The organism is Neobacillus sp. BP17 (assembly GCF_059579525.1).
This window is the reverse complement of the sequence record NZ_CM184198.1, coordinates 246,138-264,726: the sequence shown is the minus strand read 5'-3', so window position 1 is coordinate 264,726 and position 18,589 is coordinate 246,138. Positions and strand designations below refer to the sequence as shown.

Annotated in this window: 15 protein-coding genes; 5 read left to right on the top strand and 10 right to left on the bottom strand. The window is 38.8% G+C overall.

From position 1 onward, the window contains the following. Positions 1-23 precede the first annotated feature (23 nt). Positions 24-1,445, bottom strand: coding sequence for a PTS transporter subunit EIIC (locus AC4QJR_RS01410; RefSeq protein WP_496525031.1), 1,422 nt, complete (start codon positions 1,443-1,445; stop codon positions 24-26). 380 nt (positions 1,446-1,825) lie between these two features. Between AC4QJR_RS01410 and AC4QJR_RS01405 the strand changes: the two genes are divergently transcribed. Continuing rightward, positions 1,826-3,583, top strand: a complete 1,758-nt coding sequence (locus tag AC4QJR_RS01405) for an amylo-alpha-1,6-glucosidase (RefSeq protein WP_257148622.1) — start codon at positions 1,826-1,828, stop codon at positions 3,581-3,583. Positions 3,584-3,837: 254 nt separating this feature from the next. Here the strand turns inward: AC4QJR_RS01405 and AC4QJR_RS01400 are convergent, their stop codons facing one another. Further along, complete coding sequence (locus tag AC4QJR_RS01400) at positions 3,838-6,036, bottom strand: MMPL family transporter (protein ID WP_496525030.1); 2,199 nt, start codon at positions 6,034-6,036, stop codon at positions 3,838-3,840. Between the two features lie 183 nt (positions 6,037-6,219). Between AC4QJR_RS01400 and AC4QJR_RS01395 the strand changes: the two genes are divergently transcribed. Both AC4QJR_RS01395 and AC4QJR_RS01390 read left to right on the top strand, forming a co-directional pair. Beyond that, positions 6,220-7,101 carry a processed acidic surface protein gene (locus AC4QJR_RS01395; protein ID WP_098576338.1) on the top strand — a complete coding sequence of 294 codons (882 nt, stop codon included), beginning with the start codon at positions 6,220-6,222 and terminating at the stop codon, positions 7,099-7,101. Positions 7,102-7,342: 241 nt separating this feature from the next. Continuing rightward, the gene (locus AC4QJR_RS01390; RefSeq protein ID WP_496525029.1) at positions 7,343-8,332 is read left to right on the top strand and encodes a DUF3231 family protein; all 990 of its coding nucleotides are present in this window, start codon (positions 7,343-7,345) and stop codon (positions 8,330-8,332) included. A gap of 290 nt (positions 8,333-8,622) precedes the next feature. On the opposite strand, the gene AC4QJR_RS01385 is transcribed toward AC4QJR_RS01390, so the two are convergent. The 3 genes from AC4QJR_RS01385 to groES form a co-directional block, all read right to left on the bottom strand. Continuing rightward, entirely contained in the window at positions 8,623-8,847 is a 225-nt protein-coding gene (locus AC4QJR_RS01385; protein ID WP_098576341.1) for an alpha/beta-type small acid-soluble spore protein, read from the bottom strand. 694 nt (positions 8,848-9,541) lie between these two features. Then, positions 9,542-11,176: a chaperonin GroEL gene (groL, locus tag AC4QJR_RS01380; RefSeq protein ID WP_098575100.1), complete on the bottom strand. Its 1,635-nt coding sequence runs from the start codon at positions 11,174-11,176 to the stop codon at positions 9,542-9,544. 107 nt (positions 11,177-11,283) lie between these two features. Further along, positions 11,284-11,571 (bottom strand): co-chaperone GroES, encoded by a 288-nt coding sequence (gene groES / locus AC4QJR_RS01375; RefSeq protein ID WP_026565252.1) that lies wholly within the window; start codon positions 11,569-11,571, stop codon positions 11,284-11,286. 374 nt (positions 11,572-11,945) lie between these two features. Here groES and AC4QJR_RS01370 point away from each other — a divergent pair, with 374 nt between their 5' ends. Together AC4QJR_RS01370 and AC4QJR_RS01365 are read left to right on the top strand one after the other, a co-directional pair. Next, positions 11,946-12,668, top strand: a complete 723-nt coding sequence (locus AC4QJR_RS01370) for a CPBP family intramembrane glutamic endopeptidase (protein ID WP_496525028.1) — start codon at positions 11,946-11,948, stop codon at positions 12,666-12,668. Continuing rightward, positions 12,665-12,883: a YdiK family protein gene (locus AC4QJR_RS01365; protein ID WP_098575102.1), complete on the top strand. Its 219-nt coding sequence runs from the start codon at positions 12,665-12,667 to the stop codon at positions 12,881-12,883. Before AC4QJR_RS01370 ends, AC4QJR_RS01365 begins: the two co-directional genes overlap by 4 nt. Positions 12,884-12,949: 66 nt before the next feature. Here the strand turns inward: AC4QJR_RS01365 and AC4QJR_RS01360 are convergent. The 5 genes from AC4QJR_RS01360 to AC4QJR_RS01340 form a co-directional block, all read right to left on the bottom strand. Further along, a protein-coding gene (locus AC4QJR_RS01360) for an IS3 family transposase (protein ID WP_496523681.1) occupies positions 12,950-14,505 on the bottom strand; the annotation gives its coding sequence in 2 pieces (ribosomal slippage) (positions 12,950-13,860 and positions 13,860-14,505; 1,557 coding nt in all). Between the two features lie 350 nt (positions 14,506-14,855). Then, on the bottom strand, positions 14,856-16,370 hold the full coding sequence (locus tag AC4QJR_RS01355) for an MDR family MFS transporter (RefSeq protein WP_496525027.1): 1,515 nt from the start codon (positions 16,368-16,370) through the stop codon (positions 14,856-14,858). A 13-nt stretch (positions 16,371-16,383) separates the two neighbouring features. Beyond that, positions 16,384-17,097 carry a cytoplasmic protein gene (locus AC4QJR_RS01350; RefSeq protein WP_496526590.1) on the bottom strand — a complete coding sequence of 238 codons (714 nt, stop codon included), beginning with the start codon at positions 17,095-17,097 and terminating at the stop codon, positions 16,384-16,386. 17 nt (positions 17,098-17,114) lie between these two features. Next, a complete protein-coding gene (locus AC4QJR_RS01345; RefSeq protein ID WP_496525026.1) occupies positions 17,115-17,837 on the bottom strand; it encodes a polymer-forming cytoskeletal protein in 723 nt (240 codons plus the stop codon). 12 nt (positions 17,838-17,849) lie between these two features. Continuing rightward, entirely contained in the window at positions 17,850-18,473 is a 624-nt protein-coding gene (locus tag AC4QJR_RS01340) for a YhbD family protein (RefSeq protein ID WP_496525025.1), read from the bottom strand. Positions 18,474-18,589: the final 116 nt, after the last annotated feature.

Sequence of the window (18,589 nt, the reverse complement as noted above, 5' to 3'; positions counted from 1 at the left end):
AGTTCAAATTATTCCTTCCACTGTTAATTGTCTTTCGAGTGAAAGATTTTAAAGCGATAAAATATAAGTGTTAAACCAACGGTCATCGCAAACGCAATTCCCTCTCCGATAAAATAGGAAACCCAATGTTCAGGGAATACAGAAAGGAAAGACAAGACGCCTCCCACGCCGACAGAAGTTGCCTTAACATTTTGATAGGCAAGGAAAGCACTCCCTACCGCACTTCCTATCATGACTGCAACGAACGGATAACGGAATCTTAAGTTAATCCCGTAAATAGCCGGCTCAGTGATTCCCATCCATGCGGATGCAGTCGAAGTGAGCGCGACTCCTCTTAACTTCTTGTTATTCTTAAGAAGGAAAAACATAGTTAATGCAGCTGCACCTTGAGCCATTGTTACCGTTTCTCCAATCGGCCAAAGTGTTACATAACCAAGTGATCCGGCCATTTGAAGATTGACTCCCAAAAATAAATGATGCATTCCTGTAATGACTAAAGGCGGGGAAATTAAACCATAGATAGCTCCCGCTAATACTGGTGCTGAATGAAATAGGGAAACAATGCTGTCTGTAATCAAGTTGGCACCAGCCATCGTAATAGGACCGATCACTGCGAAAGTAATAAATCCCGTCACCAAAAGAGCGATTGGTGAAACTAATATCAACTGAATGGATTCAGGTATGATTTTTTTCAATTTCAATTCACAAAAAGATAGGATATATGCTGCAAAGATGACTGGAATAACCTGTCCCTGATATCCAACTTTCGGTATGTGTATTCCAAAAAGAGACCAATTTTCTGCTTTACTTGGATCGGCAGCAAATTCATAGGCAGACATCAAAGAAGGATGAACCAGTACTAGCCCTAACACAATCCCGAGAACAGGGTTGCCGCCAAATTTTTTTACGGCAGACCAGCCTATCAGAGCCGGCAGGAAAGTGAACGCTGTATTTGCAATGACATTGATGATGCCGGCTGCACCATCCCAAGAGCTATAAACATCTAAAAAGGACTTATCCTTAAAGAAAATTCCCGGGTTAGCCAGGACATTATTTAACCCCATTAACAATCCAGCAGCGACGATAGCCGGCAGGATTGGAATGAAGATATCTGCCAAAGTCCGAACGGCTTTTTGGATAGGATTATTCTTTTGATTAACCATTTCTTTTATTTCTTCCTTGGAGTTTTCCGAAATCCCAGTTTGAGAGATAAATTCTCCATATACCTTTTCTACCAGCCCAGGGCCTATAATCACCTGGAATTGACCGCTTGCTTCAAAACTTCCTTTTACTATATCAATCTCTTCTAGCTTTTTACCATCAACTAAGCTTTGGTCATTTAAAATCAATCTTAATCTTGTGACACAGTGTGTACCACTTTGGACATTATCTGCCCCGCCGACGCTTTCAATAATCTGCTCAACACTCTGTTTCAAATCCTGCATTTGATTTCAACCTCTCCATTGAACTCCTATTCGATTAGACGAAAGGGTTGGTCTATTAGAATGAATTTACGACAACTTGTTTGAACAAGTTTTAATGCCTTCATCTTAACTTGTTTGAACAAGTTTTAATGCCTTCATCTTAACTTGTTTAAACAAGATTTGTCAACCATCATTTTTGCGCTTTCATTTGGGTTATATCAATTATGTGAGTGTTTTACTGAAATCCCTTACATATTCAACATTTTTTTAAAATTAATGCAAAAGACTAAAGGTGTGTAATTACAACTAAAAGATTCGAACCGAGAAATTTCATCCCATAATTTAGCATTTTATCTTCTTGACTAGGGATATTTTATATTTATAATGAGGAGTAGTAAAACTTGTTTAAACAAGCTAAAAGAAGGGAGTTTTCACTCATGAACCTAGCCCACACACCATTCAGCTACTTCGGATCCTATCTATCGCTTTCTTACCAAGAAAGTGAAAACGATTCCGAAAATGGCCTTTTTTTACGTTCCTTACACGGTAAATCAAAACCTCACATGAATTCACTTAAATTAATACCATTAAAAAATGGAATACCTGTAGACTATAGCTACACAGCTGATTACAACCTCATTACTCTTACATTTGAAGGAGGAGATATTTCTATCTGTTTTGATGGAGAATCGAAGCTGCTGGTAAAAGGTACCGGAGAAAAGATAGGATTCCGGCTCGACACTCAGCCCCTCTATAATTTCGAATATAATTACTTGCTTGGCAAGGATGATAGGAAATTTTGCATCGTCAACAGCTATAAAAACTTAACTAAATATCTTATTTTTTGCTCCAAGGGTTCAGTGGATCTTAAGCAGAACATCCACATCGATGAAACCGGGAGCATGAACAAGGCTGACAACATATCTATTATTGAAGTGTCATCCATTAAGGATGAATTTCTATGCGTTATTCAGGACATCCCGACCCATGTGTTGAAACCAGACTGGAAAGAATATGATTTCGAGCAATCGCTGGAAAAAAGCCGGGAGAACTTCCAGAGCTTTTGCGATAAGCAGCTGGCAGTTCCTGCAGCCTATCAAGCAGCTCTTAAACCAGCGGCTTATATTACATGGTCATCGATCGTAAGACCCGAAGGATACTTAAAAAGGTATACGATGTACGCTTCGAATCATCATTTTCCTGGAGCATGGAGCTGGGATCACTGCTTTAATGCTGTAGCTTTGGCGGGAGTCGATAATGATTTGGCATGGGATCAAATGGCCGTATTGTTCGATCATCAAGACGAACTTGGGCAAATTCCGGGATCCGTTTCTGATTCGACCATACGCTGGAACTTTACGAAACCGCCGGTACAGGGGTTGTTTTTCTCTAAAATGATGAAAAAAATGGATTTTTCCCCTGAACAATTAGAACAGGTTTATCACTATGTAAGCAAACAGGTGAATTTCTATTCATCCTACAAGGACTCAAATGAGGATGGGATTTGTGAATATCATCACGGTAACGATTCAGGACAGGACAACAGCACGGTATTTAATTCGCCCATTGTTGTTGATTCTCCTGATCTGACGGCATTTCTCATAAAAGCAATGGATATGCTGTCTGAAGTTGCCAGCAAATTGGGCATGGGCTCTGAGCAGACAAAATGGCAAGAAAAGGCCGATCATTTAACGAGAGCCTTCTGTGCCTATTTTATTAAAGACAACTTACCAGTTGCTAGAATTACAGCAAACGGAGAAATAATAGAAAGCTACAGTATCCTTCCTCTCATCTCAATCATTTTGGAGAATAGGCTTCCTGAAGAGATTAAGGAAAACATTATCGAACTGCTTTCCAGTGAGCGTTATTTAACACAATGGGGTATCGCTACTGAAGCGATTGATAGTCCATTGTATGAGAATGATGCATACTGGCGCGGAGCTATTTGGGGCCCGACTACCCTTCTCGTAGTGGATGCTTTGGAGGGTTGTGGAAAACGAGGGCTGGCTATGGAAATTGCAGACCGATACTGCCGACTGACATCCAAGAGCGGATTTCCAGAAAACTTCAATGCCATTACAGGAGAACCATTGAGAGACCGTTCATTTGCCTGGACAGCTAGTACCTTTCTTTACTTAGGAGCTAAATTAGTCAAGTAAATGAATAATAAAACGAGTGTAAATTAAGCCATGTAACATTTTTGTTAAGCCTTCCTGAGTAAACCAACAACTGGAAGGCTTTTTGCATAGCTATCTAATTTGTTTCATTATAAATTTCAACTAACATAGTACCACTGTGTATTTTTACATCCATGAACAATTATTCTTTGATAACTTTGAACTTATAGAATTGCCTCCATCATTGTGGTTCCCAAACCCTCGAACAGTTAAGGCAAGAAACTACACTCCGAAACTTACTTTCCTATAATCCATCTAGGCGCCCACCAATTCGCAGGACCTAGCAGCTTCATTAATGCAGGAACCAGGATAATCCGAATAAGGGTAGCGTCAATGAAAATAGCACAAAATAAACCTACACCCAGTGCCTTTGTAATTTCAATGTTTGTAAAAATGAACGATCCAACGACAACTAGTAGAATTAATGCAGCACTACTAATTAGACGACCAGTTTTTTGTAGCCCTATAGCGGTACTTTTTACGTTATCACCTAACTTATCATATTCTTCCTTAATCCTTGAAATTAAAAATACTTCATAATCCATTGATATACCAAACACAATACAAAAGATTGTAACGGGCATAATGACACTAACATATCCAGTTGAGGTAATATTTAGAAAATCAGCCAGCCACCCATATTGAAAAACAATTACCACAATGCCCAGGCTTGCTCCAAGGCTTAAGACGTTCATAATAACGGCTTTAAGCGGAATTAGAACAGACTTGAAAGCCGACAGTAATATGGAATAAGTCACGATGATAATAAACAACATCATCAGGGGTAATCCTGAATTTATTCGATCGATTAGGTCTACACGCAAAGCTGTTTGCCCAGTAACATACGTTTCTAATTGACTCATTGATTTATTTCTTATCCGATTAACAAGATCAGAAGATTCTGCTGAATCCGGCTTCGACCTTGGCACTACTGTCAGCAAGGCAAAATTTCCTCTTAATAAATTTTCGTTTTGCATTCGGTCATGTGTACCTTTTAACTCTAATAGATGTGAGGTTTCTTCTGGTGTTCGATTTCCAAGTATGTCTATATAACTTTGTACCTCCAACACACCATGAATTTGGCGAATTTTTTCCTCCAATTTTTTAATCTTCCTAATAGATGCTACTTCTGTGACATTTTCCTTTGCCTTCACAATAATGTAAAGTGGACTTGATTTCCGTACGTCATAATTTCCTTTCAATAATTCCGCCCCTTTCCTAGATTCATAAGCAGGGGGGAGTACTTCCGTAGTAGGAACCCCTACTTTCATCCGAAAAATTGGCAGCATAAGTGATATTAGTAAAGTGCTTATCAAGATAGCTAATATCGCTGGTTTTTTCATTACAGAATTGGCGATTCGCTCCCACATAATTGAATTTTCCAGTTTCTTTTGAGTACCAGGAAACACTTGAAGAGAATTTATATGATGTCCAAAAATACCCAATAAAGAAGGTAAAAGTGTGCATGAAAGGATCATTGCTGAAAAGACCACTAGCACTCCACCCAGACATAACGAATAAATTATAGGCAGTTTTATAAATAACATGCCAAACATACCAATCAAAACAGCAAATCCTGAAAAGATAACAGATTGTCCTGCTGTTTGTGTAGCCATGGCTACAGCGTCCCCTACTGACTGTTGCCTCTTTAATTCCTCCCTAAAACGGCTGACAAGAAAAAGAGCATAATCAACTCCAATCGCAAGTCCCAGCATCATCACTATATTAGGAAGAAAATTCGAAAGCGAATAATAACCAGTAAGATAATACGTAATACCCATTGTCAGAGATACACTCATCAACCCAACCAGCAGAGGTAGAATAGCTGCCCATAAAGTCCCAAATATAAATAAAAGAACAATTAAGGCAATAGGAAGGCCAATCTTTTCTGATTTTGCCATATCATGTTTTGTCGCCAACTGAACTTCATGAATTGTAGCTATTTCTCCATCAACATATGTATCCATTCCCTGGGGCTTCCTTATTAGCCTTTTCATCTCTGGAAAATTGTTGAGGGCCTCTTCATTATTTAGTTTTAGTTCAACCACAACAGACTGAATTCCCTTATCTACTATTAAACGCGGTGTTTTGTTTATTTGAATTTTTTCAACATATTTCTGCTTTTTTAATTTATCTAACGATTCTATTATGTCCCTCATTGCTTTTTCACTAGTTAAGTCCAACTTACGACTAGTATAAACAATAGTGATCGTTGACGGGGAGGATCTTAATTCCTTTTTCATTAATGATACACCGATGTCCGACTCACTCCCCCTTGGATTTAAACCACTATCATTTAGCCTATCAGGCAGCCGTTGGGCAAAAAATGCTGAAAGGATGAATAACAATATCCAAAAAATTGCTATTGCCCAGCGAAATTTGTACATCTTTATTCCCCAATGCCAGAATAGTCCTTTTTTATTAATTTCTCTCATCTATTCCTTCCCCCCCTTTTGTTTCCACTGAGAATAGGATTACTCATTTCTCACTTTTTTATCATAAAGAAAGAACGTCACTAGAATTAGTGCTTATTTATAAAGATTTAGGAATTATTTGCATTTCTAATTAGTTTCAAAAAGGTAAAAATATTATTGCACCAAATTATAAGGAGGATACCAATGGTCTATATAAAAGCAATGTTAATGTGCATGCTTACTATCCCATTCCTGTTCAATGTTCCTTCGGCTCAAGCTGCTCCTTCTGAAAATGAATTAAATCAATATTTAACCGAAATCGGATGGACAAAACAGGATTTAATGGATTATCTAGACTACTACGAAATCCCTTTAGATGATTTTAGTACAGTGGAAGAGCTAAAAGAAATTATGGGTACCCCTATTAACTCAAAAAATTTACAGGAGTTATTAACTAAATATGGTCTGACTGAGAAAGAATTAAATGAGTTAATGGATCATTTTGGTGATAACTTGAATGAATATAAATTTATTGAGGATTTGGATGCGACAGTTGAATTTTACGCCAACTATGACAAATATATGGCTGAAATCGAAAGTGGTTTAAAGGAATTTGGCATAACAGAAGAAGAAGCAGAGAGATTTTTCACCTATTTAACTGAAGTAGAAGAAAAAAATAAAGACCAATTGGACCAAATAGCAACAAACGATACACTTTGGGAAAAAGTTGCGAATGTTGAAGATCCTTCCCAATTAAGCGATGAAGACCTGGATGAAATGGTTAGAATATTAGAGCAAACCATTGCATTGTATGAAGTTAAAATGAATTTTAAGGTTAATGGCCAAGCTGTGACGTTAAAGGATTTATTGAAAATGGAAGAACCTCCAGCAGGTAATTTGTCTGGTAGTATCTACAGTACTTCAGGGGAACTTCTAATCGATTTTAATATCCCTAAAGAGTATTTTGAATCACTGGAAGTAGTTGATGAAGGTGAAGACATACTTCATTTGGGTGAGATTTCCGATGATTATGTAGATCATATGCATGAAGAAAAATATGAAGATGGACGGAAAGGTTTAAAATAAAACTGTAATTGTTGTTAGGCTCTTCCGTTGGGAAGGGCTTATTTTTTGATTGGACTTCCTCAATTAAAGCACCCGTTTGTTTAAGTATATTACTTCACATAATTGTGTACAATATGTCCTGTCAATAAAGCAAGTAGCCGTAAATTAATACCTATAAAAGCTAGCTAATAAAAAAGTGCAAAATAAATTGGTTATTATCAGGCTTTGATAGGGTTATAAAAATTATTTTGGAGGCATAGCAGTGATAAAAAAAATCGTAGAACTGGATGTATCGAATCTTTGGACCCCCTATCTCACCAACTCGATGGCACGGTGCGTTAATTCCTATGCATTAAAAACCATTATGGATTCCGACATCTATTCCATTTTTGATAAAGCACAACAACTGTCCAATCATCTCCTTCAAATGATCACTGAGATTTTTCAAAAAGAACAGTTTCCGATTCCGCATGGATTTACGGAGAAAGATGTCCATCTTGATGCCCCTCGCTTATTTTCTGATGAATTTTGGCTGTTTTATCTTCACGGAATGACTACCCATGGATTAACCGCTTATTCACTCGGAATGACCATATCTCACAGGCTGGACGTACGAAGATTTTATTTAGAAGCATTCAAAGGCGCTTCTGAGATATATGATACGACCTTAGACATGTTAAAATCTAAGGGACTATTGGATCGGGTTCCTACCATCACCTTGCCAGAAGAAGTGGAATTTGCTAAAAAACAAAGTTTTCTTGCCGGGTGGTTAGGGGACCATCGACCCTTGAACGTTATTGAAATCAGCAGTCTTTATTTTAATTTACAGAAGAGTACACTCGCAAAAGATTTAATCTTAGGTTTTAGCCAAACTGCGGAGTCGAAAGAAATTCGGACATTTTTCCAACGGGTGGTGGAACAGACAGAAGAGCATCTTACGATTTTTCGTTCAATCCTGCATGAGGACTTTATCAGTTCGTCGATTTCCTGGGATACCCATATCACCGATTCCGAGACAGCACCTTTTTCCGATAAATTAATGATTTTCCATTGTGCCTTTCTTATTCAATCTGCCATGGCATATTATGGAACTGCCTTATCCGGTTCCATGCGGCGCGATCTAGGACTCAGATATGCTTCTGCAATTAAAAATGATGTCAAACTCGCGGAAGACTGTGCGGAAATCATGATTGCTAATGAATGGTTCGAGAAACCACCTCATTCGGTTGATCGTAGAGAATTCTCTAATTGATAAATTTACCGAATTCTGCAAGATGAACATGGTGATTCTGTCAATCATATTGTACAAAACATGACTGGAATGGGCGGTATGACTGACCAAGTCAGCAACAAATACAGCGTTGAATCTTGCACAGCAATAATAAAAAGGAGAACAATTTCTCCAAGGCAAATATATGTATATTTCAAGCTTTATGGCAGTTCTTATTATGAAAGGCTACTTGCGAATCGCAAGTAGCCTGTAGCCATATTATTTTATTCATACATTTTAAGGTTTAGAAAAGTGTTAACACATCAATACTGTTAACGAGAAGTATTTCCTGAACCACCAAACTGACCTGCTAATTGAGATTGAGCTGTTGCAACTAGACGTTTTGTGATCTCACCACCAACTGAACCGTTAGCACGAGATACTGTGTCTGCGCCTAATTGTACACCAAATTCAGAAGCAATTTCATACTTCATTTGATCAATCGCTTGTTCAGCACCTTGAACTAATTTTTGACGATTTCCACCGCTACGTGACATTTGTCTTCACCTCCTATAAAATTTAATATTCCTCATATTATATTAATAATACTTTGTAAATTTTGGATGAAATAATAATAGATGTGATGAATTGATCGTGCCGTTATGTAATTTAATTTATGGTAAAATTTATCAGCTATATTATATATGGTTTAAAATCATAATAAGTATTGTTTAGAAGAGTAATTGCCTATTCAGAGGAATCTCTCTCTAATCTCCTTGTGAAAAAATTTGTCTTGCCATGTGTAAAAGGGATTATGACGTAGTCATAATCCCTTTATCAATAACTTCAGTTTTAATATCCCTTTTAAATCAAGCTGTTCCTGCTTATTTAATAGAACTTTAATCATGCAGTTGAGCTAGGACTTATTAAAATTAATCCCACGGAAAATACCCAATTACCAAAATATCAAGTGTGGTTGAGGAGATTGAAAGCCAACAGGAGGAAATAAAGTTTTTAGAAAAAGAAGAGCTTACCCACAATTAAGAAAAGTAATTGAAACTGGGCTAATATGACCGCCAATATGGAAGAAAAGGCCTCCCAACAGTTTAGCAAACTGATGAAAGACCTTCTCCTATAGTTAGCTTTTTAGTCATAGGCTGCCCTGTCTTTTTAAAACGAGGACAAATCCGAGGACAAGAAAAGCAAATTATCTTTTTAGACGTTGATATAACAAGGTTTTAAAACCCCTAATTACATCATGCCGCCCATGCCGCCCATGCCGCCCATGTCAGGCATACCCATGCCTTGGCCAGCTGGTTCTGGTTTGTCAGCAACAACTGCTTCAGTTGTTAAGAACATAGCTGCTACAGATGCAGCATTTTGTAATGCAGAACGAGTTACTTTAGTTGGGTCAACGATACCAGCTTGAATCATGTTTACCCATTCGCCGTTTGCAGCGTTGAAACCAGTGCCGATTTCTTCGCGCTTTAAGCGGTCAACGATAACAGATCCTTCAAGGCCAGCGTTGTGAGCGATTGTGCGGACAGGCTCTTCCATCGCACGTAATACGATGTTTATACCAGTTGCTACGTCGCCTTCAGCTTGGATTTCAGCTACTTTGCTGTATACGTTAAGAAGGGCTACACCACCACCGGATACGATACCTTCTTCAACTGCAGCACGAGTTGAGTTTAAAGCATCTTCGATACGAAGTTTGCGCTCTTTTAATTCAGTTTCAGTTGCAGCACCAACTTTAATAACTGCTACACCGCCAGCTAATTTAGCTAAACGCTCTTGTAATTTTTCACGGTCAAATTCAGAAGTAGTTTCTTCTAATTGAACACGGATTTGGTTCACACGAGCTGCGATTTCAGCAGAATCTCCTGCACCTTCAACGATTGTTGTATTTTCTTTTGTAACAACAACTTTAGCCGCACGGCCTAAAGAGCTGATTTGAGTAGTTTTAAGTTCACGGCCTAACTCTTCAGTGATCACTTCCCCGCCAGTTAATGCAGCGATATCTTCAAGCATTGCTTTACGACGATCACCAAAGCCAGGAGCTTTAACAGCAACCGCATTGAATGTTCCGCGAAGTTTGTTCACTACTAAAGTAGAAAGTGCTTCACCTTCAACATCTTCAGCAACTAACAATAATGGCTTGCCTTGTTGTACAACTTGCTCAAGAACTGGAAGGATTTCTTGAATGCTAGAAATCTTCTTATCAGTGATTAAGATATATGGATTTTCTAAAACAGCTTCCATTTTGTCTGTATTAGTTACCATGTAAGCAGAAGTATAACCACGGTCAAATTGCATACCTTCTACTACATCTAATTCAGTTGTGAAACCTTTAGATTCTTCAATTGTGATAACGCCATCGTTGCCAACGCGCTCCATTGCTTCAGCAATTAATTGTCCAACTTCTTCGTCAGCAGCAGAGATAGCAGCAACTTGTGCGATTGACTCTTTGTTTTCGATTGGTTTAGAAATTGCTTTTAATTCTTGTACAGCAGTTGCAACAGCTTTTTCGATCCCTTTACGGATACCCATTGGGTTCGCACCAGCAGTTACGTTCTTTAAGCCTTCACGAATCATCGCTTGAGCTAGAACAGTTGCAGTTGTTGTACCGTCACCAGCAACATCGTTAGTTTTGCTTGCTACTTCAGCAACAAGTTTTGCACCCATGTTTTCGAATGCATCTTCTAATTCGATTTCTTTTGCAATCGTTACACCGTCATTTGTGATTAATGGTGAACCAAATTTTTTCTCAAGAACCACGTTGCGTCCTTTAGGTCCAAGAGTAACTTTTACTGCATTTGCAAGGGCATCAACACCACTTAGCATTTTGCGGCGTGCATCTTCACTAAACATAATCTCTTTAGCCATTGTTTGAAAACCTCCTCATATTGTTTAACTGTTTATGGTAAACTTATCTATTTGTCAGGCTCGAGCGCCCTCGTACTAGTAATTTAAGGACGCTGCACTTTTTCTAATTAAGCACCAACGACTGCAAGAATATCAGATTCGCGCAGGATTAAGTATTCAGTACCTTGATATTTAACTTCTGTACCGCCGTATTTTGAGAAGATGATACGATCACCTACAGAAACTTCAAGTGCTACACGCTCTCCGCTTTCAAGTACGCGGCCAGTACCAACGGCAACAACTTTTCCTTCTTGAGGCTTTTCTTTCGCTGAATCCGGTAATACGATCCCGCTTGCAGTTTTTTCTTCTGATTCAACAAGCTCAATGATAATACGATCACCTAATGGTCTTAACAAATCAAACAACCTCCTCAAAGATATATGTAATTCTGACTTATTAGCACTCTCGTTTAATGAGTGCTAACACAATTATTATAATAATGAATCTCAAAATCTTTTGCAAGTATGAAGCATAAAATTTTACAAAAAAAATAGAAAAGCGGAAGCGTTTAACCATTCCTTCAGACAACCTTATAAAGTATGGGAAAAACACGATATTCTATACCTATTTTTTAAAAGTATTTCTAAATTGAAACAATCCTGGTTTTAAGAGTAGAATTAAGAATAGTATAGATTAAGGTATGAGCGATTTTGGCATCTTTGAAAATGAATGATTATAAATAACCTAATCGGCAAAATTATTAAAATGGAATCTAAAGGGGACTAGATATTTGAAACGAGAATATTGGATAATCTTAGTTGTTTACATCGCAATGCAATTTTCAAGTTTAATCGGTGTACCACTCTTTTTGTATGGCTTTAAATACTTGGGGATTAACCAAAGCCTTGCGGTTCCGTCATGGCTCCTCGCAAGTTTTACGATTGCCTTATTAATTATTGTTTTTATGCTTCGAAAGGAAATGAACGATCGCAGCTATAGAAAGAATGGTGGTTCATTCGGTATTTCGGTGGTATGGGCCATTGCTGGCATTTTCCTTGCCCTATTTTCCCAATACGTTGCGGCATTCATTGAGAACCTATTAGGGGTGGAAATGGGCTCTGAAAATACACAAGATATTCTAAAGATTATCGAGGCCTTTCCTTTGGCGATCATTGTTACGAGTATCATTGGCCCCATCTTAGAAGAAATTGTTTTTCGTAAAATCATTTTCGGATCGCTTCACAATCGATATAACTTTTTTATCTCTGCACTCATTAGTTCGGTCATTTTTGCTGCAGCACATATGGAATTTCAGCACATTTTGCTTTATTCGGCCATGGGCTTTACGTTTGCTTTTCTTTATGTTATTACTAAATCCATTTTTGTGCCAATATTTGCCCATGTTGCGATGAATACCATGGTTGTCTTGGTTCAATCTATATTTAAAGACGATATTGAACGACTGCAAAGACAAGCGGAGGCCGTTCAAAACTTTATCGGAGGATTTCTATGAGACGTTCACCCTTGTTTTCAGGATTGATTTACTTTCTCCTTGGCGGCTTATTTACTTACTTCGCCATTGATGATGTACAAAGTAACGGCTGGGGGTTTTTCAGCTACCTCCTCATTTTATTAGCCACCTTTGACTTTGGCTCAGGCCTAAAAATGGTCATCTTTCACATCAAATACAAAGATCAGTTAAAGAAAAAGAAGCAGAGAAAAAACTAAGGTGTCAGGCACCATGTGAATTGAAGTGACACCCGTCAAGTAGACAGTGGAAATAAATAAATGACACTAAGCGGCTTGAGCCCTGTATTCTAAGGGGCTTAGGCCGTTTAGTTTTTTTTGTAATCGTTCATAATTATAAAATTTTATGTACTCCTCAATGTCTTTCTTCAGCTCTTCAAAGGTGCTGTACTTGTTCAGATAATACTTTTCACTTTTCAATGTTCCCCAAAAAGCTTCCATTGGTCCATTATCGATACACCTTCCGACCCTCGACATACTCTGAACCAGCTCTGCCTTATCAATTTTCCTTTTAAAAGTAGGGGAAGTGTATTGAAATCCTCGATCACTATGGAGGATAGGTTTTGCTCCTGGGTTAGTTTCCAAAGCTAAATCGAGGGTTTTAAATACCAATGGATTATTATTTGAATTGCCTAATACATAACTGACAATGGATCCATCGTACAAATCTAAAATCGCACTTAAATAAGCTTTTTGTGAGACTCCATACTTCAATTCAGTTACATCTGTTAACCATTTTTCATTTTGCTTCTCTGCGTGGAACTCTCTGTTCAAGATGTTCTCAGCTACATGTTGTGGAGTGCTTGGCTTATACTTTTTCCTTTTGCGTCTAATAACGGATTGTATTCCAGCTATTCTCATTAATCGATACACTCGTTTATGATTAATGGACTTTGGTAAGGTACGATTTAGGTTCATCGTAATGCGGCGGTATCCATATATACCGTCCACTTTCTTATATAGACGTTTTATCTCCTCCAGGATTTCCTCATTCATCTTTTCATTCTCAGGAGGGGTGCGATTAAGCCATTTATAATAAGAAGAGCGTTGAATTCTCGCAATTTCACATAATAGCACAATGGAGAATTTCTCTTTCTCATGAAGTTCTTGAATAGCTGTATATTTATCGGCCAAACGGACCTGGCTTATCTCTTTAACCGCCTCCTTTCGAGTTCCTCCAACTTTTTTAAGAATGCATTCTCCGCCCGAAGGCGTTCATTTTCCTGCTCTAACCGCTTCATTTCGCGCTGTATTTTCTCTTCAGGGGTTAACTCTGATTCCGTTTTACGCTTCCCCCTCTTATCTTCTAGACCGTCCGGTCCTTCCTTCTCAAACTTCTTTATCCATTGATACACCTGTTGATAGGAAACATTAAAGTGATCAGATGTTTGTTGATAGTTTTTCCCGTTCTGTATGCAATACATAACAATCTCAAATCGTTCCTCTAATGTCGTGGATCGGCCTTTAATCATAGAGTTCTTCTCCCTTTTCGTCTCTTCTATTTCTCTATGATCATTATAAATCCTAATCCATCCTTGTAACACTGAACGACTTGATATTTCATACTTACGTACAATCTCAACTTGAGAGAATTGACCCGAAAGAAAGTCATTAACCGCAGCTGTTTTTACTTTCTTCGAATACCGCTTCCATTCCCCCGAACCCTGAAGCCATTCAGTTCCATATGTCTGAAATTGATAAATCCAATCATTCAGAGTTCTAGAAGATATGTGGTGTTGTTTACAAAAGTCTGAAACTGAGATTTTTCTGTTTTCATAAGCCGTTATTATCTCAAATTTTTCTTGTGATGAATATTTCCCCATAGAAAAAGCCCCCAAAAAAGTAAACAGATTTTTATTATTTCATCTGTCTACTTTATCGGGAGCATATCAAATTCTTTTTTCACATGGTGCCTGACACCTTTTTACAATTCGCTGATTGGAAGTCCAAATTCGCCGATTAACCTCTCCTATTCGCTGATTAGACAAGGAAATTCGCCGATAGAACCAATGACAACACGAAAACCCCATAAAAGAACAAGCAAAAACTTTACTAATATCCAGGACCAATGCTCATAAGTAAGTCTCAAACCTCAAATAGTTTGTTTATTACGAAAAAACTGACTCGAATAGGCTTTTTTCACCTAATTTGAATCAGTTACTTTTTCAAACAATTATTTCGACACTTGCCCCTTATTAATAACCATCCGCTCTTTCCCAAGGATAAAGATAAATAGGAAAGCAAGGCCGGCTGGGACGAGAGCCCATGTGAATGTGTGGACGATCGAACTTGAGAGCGCCTCCGTGATTTTATCGAGAATTGGTGCAGGAATTAATTTTCTTGCTTCCTCCGATAATAAGGCACGTGAATCCCCGAAACTTTGCCCCTTAGGCATCTGCCCCATTCCCGCAAAAGCATTTTCCAACCCTTCTTTAAAGTCACTTCGTTGAATCGTACCAAAAACGGTGATCCCAATCGTCATTCCTAAGGAACGGATAAAGTTACTTGTCGAGGTGGCAGAGCCCCTTTGTTCCATTCCAAACGGATGAATCGCAGCCATGCTTAACACCGAAAAGGAGAAGCCGACCCCCAAACCAATAATTATCATGTAAAGCGTCAACACGGCTCTCTTTGTATCCGGTGAAATCGTGCTCAACAACAATAAGCCGCCAATCAAAATTACTCCGGATATAAACATGATGTTTCTGTAACTCATCTTCGTCGTTAAGAAACCTCCTGCTTGTGCAGTAACGACCGAACCAAGCATCATAGGCAATAAAATTAATCCTGAATTAGTGGCTGTTCCGCCATACACCCCTTGCACAAAAATCGGGATGTACACCGTGGCAGCCATAAATGCCGCACCATAAAATAAGCCAACAATCGTACTGCCTGCAAACAAGCGGTTCCTAAACATCGAAAAGGATATAATCGGATCCTTCGCTTTCGTCTCCACATATAAAAAGATCAAAAACAGAAGCCCGAATCCACCAAACAAGCTCATGATCACCGTAGAATCCCATTCATATTTTTGTCCCCCAAGTTCAAGCGCAAACATTAAACAAACAACTGCTCCAACCAAGGTAACGGCTCCCGACCAATCAATAATTTGCTTTTTGTGAATGGGGGATTCCTTATAGGCAATGGTAATAAAAATCAGCGAAAGAATCCCTAGAGGCATGTTAATATAAAAAATCCAATGCCAGCTGATATAGTCTGTGATATACGCCCCAAGCAATGGCCCAAAAATACTCGATAAGCCAAAAACCGCTCCGAACAGTCCACCCATTTTTCCACGCTTTTCAGGAGGAAACAGGTCAAACATAATCGTAAAGGCAATCGGTACCAACGCTCCGCCGCCAATTCCCTGGATCGCCCGATAAATGCTTAATTGCGTGATCGTTTCAGCTGTTCCACACAATGCAGAACCTGCCATAAACAAGATCAATCCAAAAATATAGAATCTTTTTCGCCCATACATATCCGATAATTTACCGAAAATCGGCATCCCTGCCATCTCAGCGACCATATAGGCGGAAACAACCCAGACAAAGCTTTCTAGTCCGCCAAGATCGCCTACAATTGTTCCCATCGCTGTAACGACAATTGTATTATCCATCGAGGCCATCAAAATACCTAGCAATAGCCCCGCAACCACTAGTCCTAACTTACTTTCCTTCGTCACCATCCACATTTCTCCCTTATATCTTTGTCGTAATTTTTACCGTTGCCTTTGAATCATGTGTGAAATCGTCCCTGTATTCCACCACTCCGATTTGGCAGCCAGGGCCAATTTTCACTTTGTTACCTCGGACAATTTCGGCTTTTGTATTTTCAAGATAAATGTCATCCCCTTCAATAACTTTCGCACTAAGGGACCCGATCTCCTTTCCAAAGGGCAGCAGTGTGTTACTCCTTTTTTTCACAGTGATTTTCCCGCCGCCGATTTCCTCGGCACTGCTTTGCCCGAAACGAAGACCCACCTTAATGGTATCCGCCGTTAGTAAGCCTTTAATCTCAAAACCGCCGCTCGAGTCAAACGTCTCATACTCCACATCACCATTCACCGCAATACTACCTTTAATGTTTGCCTCATCTCCCGTAAGACCTTCGCCGACTTCCAGCAATCCTAAAATCTTGATTTTTTTCATGTGAGCATTGCCGCCGACCATCATCGTCCCCATCACAAGTGTATCCTCGGCTTCCATATTCCTTTTGACTTCTGCTTCGCCAAAAACTTTTACCGAGCCTGTTTTAACATTTTCAGCGGCTTCACTTGTACCATATACATTGAAAGCCGAACATTCCACATCAGTCATAATGGTCCCTTCGCCGCGGATACTGATTTTTTCGTAACGGCCGCCAGGGTAGCTTCCCGATCCATTAATAATAAGATTTCCGTTCTTTTCCATCATCACTCTTTTCCCTCCTATTAAACCCGTCTGTTTTCAGTAACCACGGCCTTTTTATCCATCGAAAATTCCTCTGTATATTCAACGAGACCAATCTGACAATTGGGACCAATTGATACCTGGTTTCCACGTACGATTTTGGCAGTAGTATTTTCGAGTTCAATTTTGTCCCCTTCGATTAATTCCACTTCCAGCTGTGGTTTATAAAAGGGCTTAAGCAAATGACCGACTAAGGATGATCCCTTCTGCTTTACTGTGATCGTTTGCCCGCCAATTTCTTTTGCTTTACATTCTCCAAACATCTTTATGTCGATATGGTCAGCATTTAGAAGTCCGCCAATCGTAAACTGCGATTCTGCTTTAAAGATTTCCGCTTCACAATCCTCCCCGGCCGTAAAGGTGCCATGGATTTTGATTTCCTCACATTTAACCCTGCCGCCAACGGTGCTTTTACCATTCACCTTTAATTTTTCCACCGATAGGTTTTTGTCGATCCGTGCAGATCCATCAATCGATAGGTTTTGAGCTTCAAGATTCCCTCTGAACCTCCCATTCCCGTTCACCTTTACTTTCTCAGCAATAACATTGCCATTCAGGATACCTGAACCATTACAATCAAGTTCCATACATTCTAAATCGCTGTTAATCGTTCCTCTGCCATTTAATGTAACAACGCGGAACTGCCCCCCGTTGGATGCACCGAAGCCATTAATCACCAAGTCTCCTCTGCTTTTCGTATCCATCGTCAGTCTCCTTTATAATAATTTCGCTTTAATCTCTTCCATGCACTTCATCAGTGAAAGGACAGTGACTACCTTGGTACCACGTTCAAAGTGAAATTCTTCTGCATTTACGAGTAATAGACATGATGACATTCCCAACTTTCGGGTAATCACTAACTCACAGCTTTTTTGCTTAATTAATGCTGTATGGTCCTTTAACACCTGCAAGACCATTTTCCCTTCCTCTAGGTTTATTTCTCCCGATTGAAGCAATTTGTCTAAAACAAACACTTCAAGCATCCTTGTAAAATTAAATTCCAAACTACCGTTTTCCTGTTCTAAGTAAAAATCGACAACGGCTGTCGAAACAATGTTACGTTTTATTAAGTCATCCTTGTTATAATTTAAGTTTGCTACATTAGGTGAGAACATGTCTGCTAGTTCATCTAAGGATAAGTTTTCCTTCATTGTTTGGATTTTTTCGATTCTTTCAAGGATCTTCTCCTTAGGAAAAAATGTTTCTTGACCTGTAAACGTAGACTTGCGCACAAACCATTCTTCCGGGATTAAGTCCTTTCGTTTCCATCTATATAGCTGTCCATAGGATATTCCTGCTAATTCTAATAGGTCTTTCTTTGAGATTAACTCCTCACTCATACTAAAAACCCCTTTCCATAAACAATGTAACATAACACTGTTACGCATGTAAAGTGCAAATGTAAATATTAGGCTGTCCTAATTATTTTCACCAAAAAAAGGCCCTTCACGTTGAT